This is a genomic window from Thalassospira sp. UBA848, from assembly GCF_002295455.1.
Lineage (GTDB): Bacteria > Pseudomonadota > Alphaproteobacteria > Rhodospirillales > Thalassospiraceae > Thalassospira.
The window spans coordinates 21,029-34,004 of record NZ_DBGS01000034.1 but is presented as its reverse complement, the minus strand read 5'-3'; the positions used below and the strand labels follow the sequence as shown (position 1 = coordinate 34,004).

General features: G+C 54.8%; 11 protein-coding genes. 2 read left to right on the top strand and 9 right to left on the bottom strand.

The genetic code is table 11. The annotated features are described in order from the left end of the window. Nucleotides 1–47: 47 nt before the first annotated feature. The 7 genes from B2R48_RS04255 to B2R48_RS04225 form a co-directional block, all read right to left on the bottom strand. A complete protein-coding gene (locus B2R48_RS04255; RefSeq protein ID WP_007089066.1) occupies nt 48–272 on the bottom strand; it encodes an ATP synthase subunit C family protein in 225 nt (74 codons plus the stop codon). A gap of 60 nt (nt 273–332) precedes the next feature. Next, complete coding sequence (locus B2R48_RS04250) at nt 333–1,055, bottom strand: F0F1 ATP synthase subunit A (protein ID WP_008889876.1); 723 nt, start codon at nt 1,053–1,055, stop codon at nt 333–335. A 21-nt stretch (nt 1,056–1,076) separates the two neighbouring features. Beyond that, entirely contained in the window at nt 1,077–1,442 is a 366-nt protein-coding gene (locus tag B2R48_RS04245; RefSeq protein ID WP_062955897.1) for an AtpZ/AtpI family protein, read from the bottom strand. 460 nt (nt 1,443–1,902) lie between these two features. Further along, nucleotides 1,903–3,234, bottom strand: a complete 1,332-nt coding sequence (locus B2R48_RS04240; RefSeq protein WP_296998195.1) for a class I SAM-dependent methyltransferase — start codon at nt 3,232–3,234, stop codon at nt 1,903–1,905. Nucleotides 3,235–3,342: 108 nt separating this feature from the next. After that, nucleotides 3,343–6,876 (bottom strand): chromosome segregation protein SMC, encoded by a 3,534-nt coding sequence (gene smc / locus B2R48_RS04235; protein WP_296998192.1) that lies wholly within the window; start codon nt 6,874–6,876, stop codon nt 3,343–3,345. A 73-nt stretch (nt 6,877–6,949) separates the two neighbouring features. Beyond that, on the bottom strand, nt 6,950–7,546 hold the full coding sequence (locus B2R48_RS04230) for a DsbA family protein (protein ID WP_213474150.1): 597 nt from the start codon (nt 7,544–7,546) through the stop codon (nt 6,950–6,952). 232 nt (nt 7,547–7,778) lie between these two features. Next, nucleotides 7,779–8,390 (bottom strand): DUF721 domain-containing protein, encoded by a 612-nt coding sequence (locus B2R48_RS04225; protein ID WP_296998189.1) that lies wholly within the window; start codon nt 8,388–8,390, stop codon nt 7,779–7,781. A gap of 60 nt (nt 8,391–8,450) precedes the next feature. Between B2R48_RS04225 and mutY the strand changes: the two genes are divergently transcribed. Further along, nucleotides 8,451–9,530 carry an A/G-specific adenine glycosylase gene (mutY, locus tag B2R48_RS04220; protein WP_296998187.1) on the top strand — a complete coding sequence of 360 codons (1,080 nt, stop codon included), beginning with the start codon at nt 8,451–8,453 and terminating at the stop codon, nt 9,528–9,530. A 93-nt stretch (nt 9,531–9,623) separates the two neighbouring features. Here mutY and B2R48_RS04215 read toward each other — a convergent pair whose 3' ends face one another. Together B2R48_RS04215 and B2R48_RS04210 are read right to left on the bottom strand one after the other, a co-directional pair. Beyond that, nucleotides 9,624–9,833 carry a hypothetical protein gene (locus B2R48_RS04215; protein ID WP_232310642.1) on the bottom strand — a complete coding sequence of 70 codons (210 nt, stop codon included), beginning with the start codon at nt 9,831–9,833 and terminating at the stop codon, nt 9,624–9,626. 142 nt (nt 9,834–9,975) lie between these two features. After that, entirely contained in the window at nt 9,976–11,076 is a 1,101-nt protein-coding gene (locus tag B2R48_RS04210) for a site-specific DNA-methyltransferase (protein ID WP_296998184.1), read from the bottom strand. Nucleotides 11,077–11,562: 486 nt separating this feature from the next. Between B2R48_RS04210 and B2R48_RS04205 the strand changes: the two genes are divergently transcribed. Next, nucleotides 11,563–12,570 (top strand): BMP family protein, encoded by a 1,008-nt coding sequence (locus tag B2R48_RS04205; protein WP_213474153.1) that lies wholly within the window; start codon nt 11,563–11,565, stop codon nt 12,568–12,570. Nucleotides 12,571–12,976: the final 406 nt, after the last annotated feature.

Genomic DNA, 12,976 nt, shown 5'->3' with positions numbered 1-12,976 from the left:
GCGAGGGGGTGCCTCGCCGGGCCGTGTATTCGCGCAAAAGGCGCCGATTAGCCGAACAGAACGATCAGCGCAACGACGAGTGCGAACAGTGCAATAGCTTCGGTAACAGCAAAGCCGATCCAGCCATACAGTTCAACGTCGCCTTTTGCAGCCGGGTTACGGCCAACAGTCGCAATCAGGCTCGACCAGATGTTACCAACACCGATACCGGCACCAATCATGCCAATAGCAGCCAGGCCAGCACCGATCATCTTAGCAGCATCGAGTTCCATAACTTCACCCTTTCGAATTTCTTAAAGGCAATCAGAAGAGATCACACCAAACCACACACATCAGTGCATGTGGATTGCATCATGGAGATAGATGCAGGTGAGAATTGTGTAGACATAAGCCTGAAGCGCAGCAATGCCGAACTCCAGAACAGTAATCCCCGTCAGCAAAGCAAACGGAAGCACGCCGAGAATGCCAATCAGGCCAACGAACCCACCGATAACTTTCAGCATGATGTGGCCGACGGTCATGTTCGCAAACAGTCGGATCGCCAGGCTGAACGGACGAGAGAAATAGGAGATGATTTCGATCGGGATCAGAATGATCGCAGTCGCAATCGGCGCACCTTCAGGGAAGAACATCCGAAGATAATGCGTGCCATGACGCATGAAGCCGATGACCGTCACACCGAGGAAGATCACCAGAGCCATCGCAAAGGTTACAGCAATGTGGCTCGTAAAGGTAAAGCTGTGCGGGATCATGCCAAGCAGGTTCCCGAACAGAACAAACATAAACAGCGTAAAGACGAACGGGAAATATTTGCGACCTGCGCTTCCCACGTTGTCCTTGAGCATATTGGCGACGAATTCGTACATCACCTCGGCAGATCCCTGCCAGCGCCCCGGAACCAGCGCGCCGCGACGCATCGAAAGCGTCATGAAGCCCGTTACGAGAACGGCTGCGATCACCATCCAAAGTGCGGAGTTGGTGAAGGAAATATCAATGCCAGCAACCGAAAGTTCGGCCAAGGGCTTGATTTCAAACTGCTCTAGCGGTCCAGCCACCGTAATCCTCGCTCAATATTATCAGGGTTCGGATTGGTCCCCGTTCCCCTGCTTGCGCTCCCCCATCGCACGGCCAAGTCCGACAGCACTGTCAAAACCTTTGGCAACGCGATAAGCGTTCAAACCTCCGGCACCTGCTCCGAGAAAAACAAACAGAACAAGCAGCCAAGGTGTCGTATCAAGCACCCGATCCAGCGCCCAGCCGATCAGCAAGCCAACAAGAACCGCGGCGATCATTTCCGCCGAAATCCTCATGCCAAGCGCCATCCCTTGGGATGGTTTGCCGGTCGCCCGGTTCGGGCTGTGCAGGTCTTTGCGTTTGCCTGTAACTGCTGCCAGTTTGCTTTCAAGCTCTGCTAATGAAGCGCGATCTTTATCATCGCTCATTGTCGTGAACCCCGCTTTGGCAGCCCTGCAGACGTCGCAAGGAAATGCGCGGGCAACATACTTAGCACCCCATGGGCTGTCAAGCTGTAAAACCCCACCTCGCGCTGGCTTTAAAAACTGACATTAAATGATAAAATTCAAACACTTAACCCAACAAATGTGATTGAAAACACTTTTGATGTTAGGCAATAGTCGCAATCGGTTAAATTAACAGTGAACTGCCCCACTTGCCTGCAACGGGCGGTTTTCCTTGGTTATCACCGATTTGCCAGCGGTTTCTGTGCCGACTGACAAATTTGGTGAATTTCCCCAAGACCATACAATTTGCCAGAATCAGAGGTGAATTTCTTCGAAACCATGAAATATCGGCAGTTTAAACCGGTGGCCATATTCCCGATTCACCATCGGGCCGCGAATTCAATTCCCGTCACCCCCGTCACCGAGGACAGCCATCAGCTGATCATACCTTCCGCACGCGCAGGGTGCGTTCACCGTCGACTTTCTGCCAGCCATCCGGTTTGGCAGCCAACATCCAGTCAAACTTGTGAAACAGTGCCCAAACAGCGCCAAGCGTATTGACCGCAATTGAGTTCATATCAATCGGCTGGGTATCAAGGATTTCGTCACGCAGGATGGCAACAATCTGTGCGACCGTGTTCTTGCCATCAAAGACCGCCAACAAGCGCGCCAAATCTGGCCCACCTGTCAGATCAACCGCATTGCCACTGCCATCTTCGATCAGGACCGGCTGACCCGCCAGCGCAACCAGATCATCAAAGAAGGTCTTGTTGGGCGGAACAAAGAAATAGGGTGCCAGTTCCGCATCCGGCAGAACTTCGGTCGTTTGGCCCTTGTCTTCACGCGTCAGATAAAATGCATGAAGTGGCATCGCGCCACTGAAGCGTTCGCAGAATGCCTGTTGATCACATAGCGGCTTTGCCGCCAGTTCACGCAGCAACGCCGGATCACGGACCAGATTTTCAATGTTGTAATGGGCCTTGCCCGTGCCGCCGAACCCGAAGAAACCGGTAAAGGCCGCAACATGCAATTCCGCAGAAGACGCAAAGCGATAAACGCCATGGACGTCATAGGCACATTCGACGGGATGCAGCAGCAGGTCGACAATTTCCGGATCGTTTTCAAGCAGACCTTTGATAAAGCCCGGGCCGCCGCCCATTTTAAGCAACATGTTGTCTTCGGGCAGTGCCGAGAGCAACGTACGCGTCATTTCAAGCTGCTGCGGCAGGTCCTTGCCTTCCAGCAATGGCTCGATCATTTTGCGCCATTCTGTCACGGCAAGACGGCCATGTTCGCCGTAAACCATGATGCCCATAGCCCCATCGGCCTTAAGCACAGATGTCAGATCCCGCAGGCCTTCTTCCGGGTCTTCAAGGTGATGCAAGACACCAGCGCAATTGATGTAATCGAACGCTTCGGGTTTGGATTTGGCAAACTCGGAGATCGTCTGATTAACAAAGCTGACATTTGAAAGGCCGCGTGCCTCGGCTCGTGCCCGGGCGACCTTTGTGCTGGCGCTTGATGGTTCAAGATAGGTTACCGATCCACCAACGTCGCGTAGCTGTTCTGCCAACCAGATCATCGAATCACCGGTTCCGCCACCTGCCACAAGGGCGCGAAAGCTGTCGTCGAAGTCCTTGGCCCCGCCAAAGCAGTAATGATTAACCCGCGAGAGTGTATCAAGTGGCGGCATTAACAGACGGTCTTTTTCCTGCTGCGGATCACGCAGGGGATAGGGAAACAGCTCATACAGCTCGCGCACTTTTTGGGACATTCGGCCTTCACCATCATTGAGTTTCTATGATGTTTAGCATCGGGTGCCCTATCAGTTTATTAATAAACTGCTCAAGAACCGGGCGGCCTGGAGCCGATGTTGTGGGTCTTAGCTGGTGAAGTCGAGTTCGGTCTGTTCTTTTTTGGAATAGACTTCTGCCTGATGCAGGTCGACAGAGACCAGAGAGGACACACCGCGTTCGGCCATAGTCACACCAAACAGGCGGTTCATCCGTGCCATGGTCATACGGTGGTGCGTGATAACCAGGAAGCGGGTATTGGCATGTCGACCGATGGCTTCCAACAGCTTGCAGAAGCGGTCCACGTTAGCGTCATCAAGTGGTGCGTCGACCTCGTCAAGCACGCAGATCGGTGCCGGGTTGGTCAGGAAGACCGCAAACAGCAATGCCACAGCAGTCAGGGCCTGTTCACCGCCCGATAGCAGCGAAAGATGCTGGAGCTTCTTGCCCGGCGGGGATGCCATGATTTCCAGCCCGGCTTCAAGCGGATCGTCCGCGTCGGTCAGCATCAGATGCGCACCACCACCGCCAAACAGGCGGACAAACAGTTGCTGGAAGTGCTTGTCGACTTCATCGAAGGCGGCTTTCAAACGTGCACGGGCTTCGCGGTTGAGCTGGTTGATGCCATTGCGCAGCTTTTCAATGGCAGCAATCAAATCATCGCGTTCGGACACCATGGTGTCTTTCTGTTCCTGCATTTCGGCCAGTTCGACCTCTGCACGCAGGTTGACCGCGCCCAGATTTTCACGTTCACGGGTCTGGCGTTGCAGACGGGCTTCGATATCGCCTTCGCTTGGCAGGTCCTTGGTCAGATCAATCTGGCCAAGCTCCACCAACTGGTCTGGCGTTGCATTGACCCGTTCACGGATACGTTCAATCAGGTCACGGCGATGTTGCTCAGCTTGTTCAAGCAGGGCTTCGCAACGCACACGCCCCTCACGGGCTTCGGCCAGTTTTTGTTCTGCTTCGCGCAGGTTCTGATCGGCCTCGCGTTGGGCGTTTTCGGCGCGTTGCAGTTCATCAGCGGCTTCTTTACGGGTCGCGTCAGAAAGTTCGATCCGGTCTGACAGGATTGCACGGCGTTCTTCGATCTCTTCGGGCTTGAGTTCAAGCTCCTCGATCTCCATGCGGGCTTCTTCCTGGCGTTCGCGCAGTTCGGCAACCCGTTCACCCGCCCCCGATGCACGTTCGTTCCAGGTGGCAATTTCGTTTTCAACAAATTCAAGACGCTTCCGCCGGCCCGACATGGTGCTTTGCATCCGTTCAAGCTGGCTGCGGGCTTCCATGTGATCGGCACGCGCATCGGCCAGATTTGCGCGTTTCTCGATCAGTTCGGCCTTGATTTCCATCAGGCCCTCGCTGCTTTCTTCTGGCAGGGCCGCAAGCTCTTCCTGTTCGGCAATCAGCTCATCAAGATCCTGCTTGGCCCGCTTTTCGGCTTCTTCGGCGTTCTGAAGGCGGCTTTCGATGGCGCTGGCGTCGCGTTTGATATTTGCGATTTCCTCACGCGCGGATGACGCGGCATTTTCCGCATCGCGCACCGCCCGGTGGGCTTCCTGCTCCGCCGTTCGGGCTGCCTCTATTTCTTCATCAAGGCGTTCGACATTTTCACTGGCGATCTCGGCGCGCTCGCTCGCAGCTTCAACCACCGCATCAGCTTCTTCAAGTTCACCGCGCAGTTCTTCAAGGCGGTTGCGCTGACGCAGCCGCACGGCGGCAGGCAATTCAGCCCCGGCAAGAATGCGATAGCCATCCCACCGCCAAAGAGCACCTTCGCGCGACACAAGCCGCTGGCCAACCTTAAGGTTCTTGGCAAGGAAGTTACCGGTCGCCTCATCATCGACAATGCCGATCTGCCAAAGACGACGGTTTAAAAGGGCGGGTGCCTCGACATATTTTGCAAGTGCTGTGACACCATCAGGCAGGGCCGGGTCATCGGTTGCCGGATCAATGGTTGCCCAATGCATGGCGGCATCGGTTGCATCGGGGGCATCAAGGTCCTCGCCAAGGGCAGCCGCCATGGCAAGTTCAAACCCGCCTTGTACCGCGATGTTTTCAATCACGCCGGGATACTTGTCATCATCACCGCCGCGCAAAAGGCTTTCAAGCGCCTCTATTTCCGCTGTCAGGCGGGCCTTTCGGCTTTCGGCGTCACGCAGCGCATCGCGCGCATCGCTTTCGGCGGTTTTCAAGCCATCTTCGCGATCCCGCATTTCAGCAAGGCGCATTTCCGCCTCTTCGACCGCCATTTTGCGCTGTTCAACAAGCTCCTCGCACTCTTCAAGATGCATGCTTGCTTCTTCAAGGGCTTCGGAAAAATCAGCCTCGATGCGGATGTCATCAAGCTTTGCAACCGCTTCGTCGTGGCGTTCCGTCAGGCGCGAACGCCGTGCATTGAGTTCACTCAGCCGCTGCTGAACCGATTTCAGGCGCGCCTCTTCTTCGGCGACCTTGTTGGTCAGTGCATCAACTTCTGTTTCCAGCTCCTCAACCCGAAGGGCCTTTTCAGATGCGACCTCGCGGGCTTCATCAAGGGCGTCGTCTTCGCCACCCTGCGCCTCGCTCAGTTCTTCGCGCTCGTCCTTCAGTTTTTTAAGCGCGCCTTCCGCGTCACTTGCCAATTCCGCCTCGCGGGCAAGGTCGGCGTCAATCTGCTGGATGCGAGCGCGCAATTGGCCCATCTGGGTTTCAATCTGGGCCTTGTCCTTATCAAGACCTTCGCGTTCGATCAAAAGGCGCTGAAGGGCTGCTGCAGCCTCGGACTCTTTTTTGCGAAGATCGGGAAGGCTTGCAGCCACGTGGGCCTGAACAGTTGTTGCCTCGGTCACCGACGATGTCAGGTCGCGCACAGCGCTTTCGCCTGCGACCAGCAACTCACGTGCGTCATCCTGACGTTTCTGGGCTTCGGTCCAGCGGATGTGGAACAGCAATGCCTCGGTCTGGCGGACACTTTCGGAGAGTTTGCGATAACGTTCGGCCTGTCTTGCCTGTTTTTGCAGGGAGGCGATCTGGCCATCAAGCTGCAAAAGAACGTCTTCGAGACGTTCCATATTCTGTTCGGCGTTCTTAAGCCTGAGTTCCGCTTCATGGCGGCGTGAATGCAGGCCGGTGATGCCAGCCGCTTCTTCAAGGATCAGGCGACGCTGGATCGGTTTGGCCCCGATCAGAGCACCAATTTTGCCTTGGGAAACCATGGCATTTGATCGTGCGCCGGTCGCGGCATCAGCAAACAACAGCTGCACATCACGGGCACGAACATCCTTGCCATTCACGCGGTAATTCGATCCGCCACCGCGTTCGATACGGCGCGTGACTTCAAGCATGTCAAAGTCATTGAACATCGCGGGCGCCTTGCGCTCGCTGTTATCAAGGGTAACCGATACTTCCGCCACGTTACGTGCCGGACGGCTTGATGTACCGCCAAAAATCACATCGGACATGTCGGACCCACGCATCTGCTTGGCCGATGTTTCACCCATCACCCAGCGCAGTGCTTCGACAAGATTGGATTTGCCACAGCCGTTCGGGCCGACAACACCGGTCAGCCCGTCTTCAACGAGTAGATCTGTTGAATCGACGAAGGATTTAAACCCCGTCAGCTTTAGCGATTTAAACTGGACCAATCATGTCCCCCGGTCCGACCCTGTCCCCTGTTGCCGAACACCGCAGATACGGTGTTCAGCAGGATTGTTTTATTTAGTCGATAAGGTCTTCGACTTTTTCGATAAAGAGTTCTGCTTCGCGCGAGCCCTCAATTAGCTCTCCATCAAGGATGAAGCTTGGCGTGGAACTGACATTGAATTCCTGTTCGCCAGTCATGCGCGAACCAACGATACCATCAATCAGTTCCTGATCGGCAATACACGCGTCCACCGCATCGCCGGTCATTCCTGCAAAGCGCACCACTTCCTTGATGCTGGCGACCGGGTCCTGCGAACGTGCCCAGGTCATCTGGGATTTGAACAGCATGCCCAGAACACCGAAATAGCGATCTTCGCCCGCGCACTGCGCAATGGCAGCAGCACGCAACGCAACACCGTCAAGCGGATAGTCGCGATAGATCAGCTTCAGTTTGCCGGTATCAATCAGCTTTTCCTTGATCTCAGGCAGAACCTCGTTGTGGAAGGACGCGCAATGCGGGCAGGTCAAAGATGCATATTCAATCATCGTGACCGGTGCATTCTCGTCACCCATCACATGTTCTTTCCACTCTACTGCTTGTGCCTGTTGGGCGCTTGCAAGCCCGACCATCATCAAAAACGCACCAGCAAGAAACTTAACTGCCTTTAGCAAGGAAACCTCCGTTAAAACAAAGTTTTGTGATTACAAGCCTGTTGCAGCGCGGGAGTCAACACACCCCCGAAAACGGCTATGCCACCAACGAGTCGCCAAGTTGGCGCGCAATTGCGGCAACTCCGTGATCGTTCATTTAAGAAAACTGATTCGATTATTACCGGCACGCAACACAACAGGGCGTGATCGCCAAACATGGGAGCACGGGCACCTGCGAACTGCACCAAATGCCTTATTTCTTGCCGGTTTTGGGCCGCAACCCGCCACTTGCCCCGGCGATATGTCGGCCAAGCCGTGCAAGCACTTCACGCAGATGGGGATCTTCGATCTTTTCGAGGTCGGCCTGACTGGTTGGGCTGATGTCGGCTTCGGGGACTTCGGTCGGGCGATGGACTGTGCGTTCGGGGCGCGAAATATCACCCTGAAGCATCGTGATCTTGTTGATCGCACGATAGCCGAAATAGCTGTTCACCCGCTCGATGATTTGCGGCATACGGTGTTGCAGTTCAAGGGCTACCGGACCAACAACCCGGATCAGCAAGGTGCCACCGGCGATACTTTCCCTGGGCGGGGGGCTGTATTTCAACGGCATGGTGTATTTTTCAAGGTCACGCCCGACGATCTCGGCCCAGTGCAGGATGATTTCGGTTTGGAAAAAGCCACGTTTGCGCACCAGCGGCCGGGTCAGATTGCCAACAAGCGGGGCGACATTGCGAAGACCCATGCGACGTTCTGAACTGCCAAGCTGTGTAAATGCCTGCTTCTTTTTCGGTGCAACGGTTTTGGATGGCTGATCCAGCATCGAGCCACTTTTCGTACCGACACTATCTTTTTTCTTGCTCACGCCCGCTTCTTTCGTAGGGTCTGCTTCAAAGTCCGAAAAACAACATAACACGGGATCGACGTGCATTTCACCCATCAGGATACCCAACGCCTCGCAGCAAGCATGCTTGAATGGTACGACCGCCATCACCGCACCCTGCCCTGGCGATCAGAACCCGGCGAGACGCCAGATCCCTATCATGTCTGGCTCAGCGAAATCATGCTGCAACAAACCACCGTGCAGACGGTGGGGCCCTATTTTGCTGCCTTCTTGAAACGCTGGCCGACGGTGACCGATCTTGCCAATGCAGAACTTGATGATGTGCTGCATGCCTGGCAAGGGCTTGGGTATTATGCGCGGGCGCGCAACCTGCATAAATGCGCCAAAGTTGTTGCATCCGAATATGACGGCGTTTTTCCCGATACCGAGGAAGGCTTGTTGAAGCTGCCGGGTATTGGCCCCTACACCGCCTGCGCGGTTGCCGCCATTGCCTTTAACCGCCATGCAAGCCCGGTTGACGGCAATATTGAACGGGTGATTTCACGTCTGTTTGCACTGGAAACGCCACTGCCTGACGTCAAACCCGAAATCAAGGAAAAGTCAGCCGCCCTGACCCCGTCTGATCGCCCCGGCGATTACGCCCAGGCGCTGATGGATTTGGGCGCAACGGTTTGCACGCCACGCAATCCGGCATGCGGCATTTGCCCGTGGCAGGCCGATTGCGAAGGACGCAAATCGGGCATCGCGCCAGAGCTTCCCAAAAAACGCAAGAAAGAACCGAAACCAACACGGGTCGGTTATGCGTTTTGGATCCGGCGCGAAGACGATGGCCGCATCCTTGTGCGTCGCCGCCCGGAAAAGGGATTGCTTGGTGGCTTGTATGAAGTCCCCGGAAGCGACTGGCGCGCGATTGAGACGCCTGATGATGTGATGCTGTCCGAAGCACCGGTGTCGGCCAAGTGGGCAGAGCTTGACGGCACGGTTGGCCACACCTTCACGCACTTTCATCTGAATGTCAGCGTGCTTGCGACCACCCTGCCCGTTGAGGAGGCAGATAAACTTGACGGCAGCTGGACAACAATTGACGGGCTGTCGGACTTTGCCCTGCCGACTGTCATGAAAAAGATCGTCCGTCATGCCCTCAAATACGGGCCTGCCTGATCTGGCAGCTCTGTCGCATAAAACCTGCGTAATTAAAAAGGCCCGTGGTCAAAACCACGGGCCTTTGTCTTTTTCTTTCATCGCGCGGCGCGATCAGGCGTAGATGTCGATTACCTGTCCACGGCCCTCTGTCGGGGTCGGTGCGGCCTGCTGCGACGTTTCAGCTTCTGCTGTTTGCTCTACCCGCTGTGTCGGCGGTGTATTCAGGTCATTGTTACCCGTTTCAGCAATCGGCGCTGTGGCCTGCTGAATTTGGACCGGGTTGGGTGCGTATGCGGCACCCCCTACTGCACCTGCTTGCATGTTCTTCTCCATCTATCCTTGCGGATAAGTTTGATGATTGGAATATAGCAAGAATTTTGCGCAAAAGCAAAACCGGCGGGTTTCGCAACCACGCCGGTTTTTTTTGGGCATCAATGATCTAGTCGGAATTTTCCGGTCAGGCTCAGGCGGGGACCTGACCCATTTCCTTGCGCAGCTGACTACGCAGATTGTCGATCGAAACCAGTCGGCCATCGCACTTGTAATGCCAATAAGTCCAACCATTACAAGCCTGTGCGCCCTGCACATGCGCGCCAACCTGATGGATCGAACCGGCATTGTCCTTGTGACTGATGGACCCGTCGGCACGTACCATGGCAGCGACATTGCCCCGGTTGTCATAGATCTTGTCGCCCGGCGAAAGCAGGCCACGTTCGATCACAGCACCGAACGGAATACGCGGCAAGGAACGCTTCGACTCGGTCAACTCAAGGCTGTCGCCATCCAGCATCTGGACCTTGGCAATGCGATCACGTGCGGCCTCGGCATAGCTTTCTTCGCGTTCCAGGCCGATGAAGTGACGGCCAAGACGTCGCGCAGCCGCGCCGGTCGTACCCGTACCAAAGAACGGATCAAGCACCACGTCACCCTGACGGGTGGTCGCCATCAGAACACGCTGCAACAGTGCTTCGGGCTTCTGGGTCGGATGGACCTTCTTGCCCTTGTCGTCCTTAAGACGCTCTGAGCCGGCGCAAATCGGCATCAACCAGTCAGAGCGCATCTGCAAGCCTTCATTAAGCTGCTTCATCGCTTCGTAATTAAAGGTGATCGCCTTTTGCTCTTCACTTTTCGAGCACCACAGAAGGGTCTCGTGCGCGTTGCAGAAACGCTTGCCGCGGAAATTCGGCATCGGGTTGGTTTTGCGCCAGACAATGTCATTGAGGATCCAATAACCGATGTCCTGAAGCGTGTTACCAACGCGATAAATGTTGTGATACGACCCGATCACCCAAATCGCACCGGTATCCTTAAGGACACGGCGTGCTGCCGTCAGCCAGTCGCGGGTGAACTCGTCATAGTGACGGAAGCTGTCGAACTGATCCCAATGATCATCGACAGCGTCGACCTTGGAATTGTTCGGGCGCAGCAGATCCCCACCAAGCTGAAGGTTGTAGGGCGGATCGGCAAAAATCAGATCGACGGATTTTTCCGGCAGGCTGTTCATCAGTTCGATGCAATCGCCAACCATCACCTGATCAAGTGGTAAAGATGTCTTTTTTGTCATGATGCCTTCTAGGTTCCCCCTTGAAATCTTGATGAAAGCATCAACCGAAATAGTTAATGAAAGAGTTAACCGACTCCGAAATTTTTCAAGGATTCGCATTGTCTTAGAAAGTGCGTCGCCTGTTTAGACAATCTTAACGGCTATGGTCGAAAAACCGGAAGATTTGCGAAGATTTGCCACGACAAACGCAATTCTGAAACGCACCGGAGTATGTCGGGGGACTCCGTGGGCCAATGGCATTCGACGGCGTACATATCGACGCTCTGAAAAACGTCTTTCTAGCCGGGCTGATTAACCCCCTGCCAATTCCGCCCGAGGATTTGGCTTAAAGCCCGCGCATTCCCAAATAGTTACACCAAAAAGTGGAAAACTGACCATTTGGACAGAAGGTGCTTTGCCTCTTTTGTGATCGCGTATACAATCTGCACACAATCTATGCAAAAGGTTGAGTTTCGTATAACGGCAATAATCCGCAGGGGGACAAAAATGAAGTCTGGTACTTTCCGCCTAACGCGTCGTGCCATGCTGTCAGCCATCGCCGGCGCAGCCGCAGTGGTTTCGTTTGGCTTTGGCGCACCGGCAGAGGCCGCTGATCCGCTGAAGGTTTCGGCGATCTACACCGTTCCGGTCGAACAGCAGTGGGTATCGCGCATTCACAAGGCGCTCAACGCTGCCGAAGCACGCGGCGATATTTCCTATGAGTTTTCCGAAAACGTCGCCAACACCGACTATGAGCGCGTCATGCGCGAATATGCCGAAAACGGTTCTGATCTGATCGTTGGTGAAGTCTTTGGTGTCGAACGCGCTGCCCGCAAGGTTGCTGCTGACTATCCGGAAACTGCATTTCTGATGGGGTCCAGCTTTGCACCGGACGGGGAAAACTTCTCGGTCTTTGATAACTTCATCCATGAGCCGAGCTACCTTGTCGGCATGGCCGCTGGCAAGGCGACCGAAAGCAACAAGATCGGCATGGTTGGCGGCTTTGCCATCCCGGAAGTAAACCGTTTGATGCATGCCTTCATGGCTGGTGCCAAATCGGTTAATCCCGACGTCGAATTCATGGTGACCTTCATCAACAGCTGGTATGACCCGCCCAAGGCCAAAGAAGCAGCCTTTGCCATGATCGATAATGGCGCGGACATCATGTATGCCGAACGCTTTGGCGTATCCGATGCGGCCAAGGAACGCGGCATTCTGGCTGTTGGTAACGTGATCGACACTGCGGCTGATTATCCGGGCACCATTCTGGGTTCGGCACTGTGGCACATGGAAGCCACCATTGACCACGCGATCGAAGCGGTCAAAGCCGGTGAATTCAAAGCCGAGGATTACGGCAAATACAGCTACATGGAATTCGGCGGCGGTTCTGTCGTTCTTGATCCGGCCCTGCTGCCGGACGGTACGGTTGAAGAAGTCGAAGCCAAGCAGGCTGAAATCCTTGATGGGTCCTTCACTGTCGAAGTAAACGACGAAGAACCGAAATCATCGATGTAAGATTTCGCTGAAATCACTAGGGTCAAAACTCATTCAAATCACCACCTTGGCAACTGATATGAGAGAAAACGCTAGGAAAAGCCTGCAGATCGGGGTGATCCCCGGTCAAGGGATTTGACGCAGTGGCTTTCTCTCATAGCAGTTGTCCTCCGGATCTCCCGGATTTGCACGGGCTATTTTGTCACAAAACCTTGCAAGATTTAGATCTTGCTGCGATTTTGCTCCGCATATCCGCACAAATCCGAGAGACCAAGTCGGTGATTTGAACGAGTTTTGACCCTAGGCAGTTCGGTTACATAATCGAACTGCCCTTTGTTGTTTACAACATGATAGGGTCACAACCCTATCCCGCCCCGCATACGCCCACTGCCCCACAGCGTGACGCATAAAAACAAAACGGATTACC

Bases quoted from the DNA above. Each gene is read 5' to 3' on its own strand.
- B2R48_RS04240 (WP_296998195.1), bottom strand. From the start codon at position 3,234: ATGTCCCAAAAAGTGCGCGAGCTGTATGAGCTGTTTCCCTATCCCCTG.
- B2R48_RS04255 (WP_007089066.1), bottom strand. From the start codon at position 272: ATGGAACTCGATGCTGCTAAGATGATCGGTGCTGGCCTGGCTGCTATT.
- B2R48_RS04215 (WP_232310642.1), bottom strand. From the start codon at position 9,833: ATGCAAGCAGGTGCAGTAGGGGGTGCCGCATACGCACCCAACCCGGTC.
- B2R48_RS04245 (WP_062955897.1), bottom strand. From the start codon at position 1,442: ATGAGCGATGATAAAGATCGCGCTTCATTAGCAGAGCTTGAAAGCAAA.
- B2R48_RS04205 (WP_213474153.1), top strand. From the start codon at position 11,563: ATGAAGTCTGGTACTTTCCGCCTAACGCGTCGTGCCATGCTGTCAGCC.
- B2R48_RS04210 (WP_296998184.1), bottom strand. From the start codon at position 11,076: ATGACAAAAAAGACATCTTTACCACTTGATCAGGTGATGGTTGGCGAT.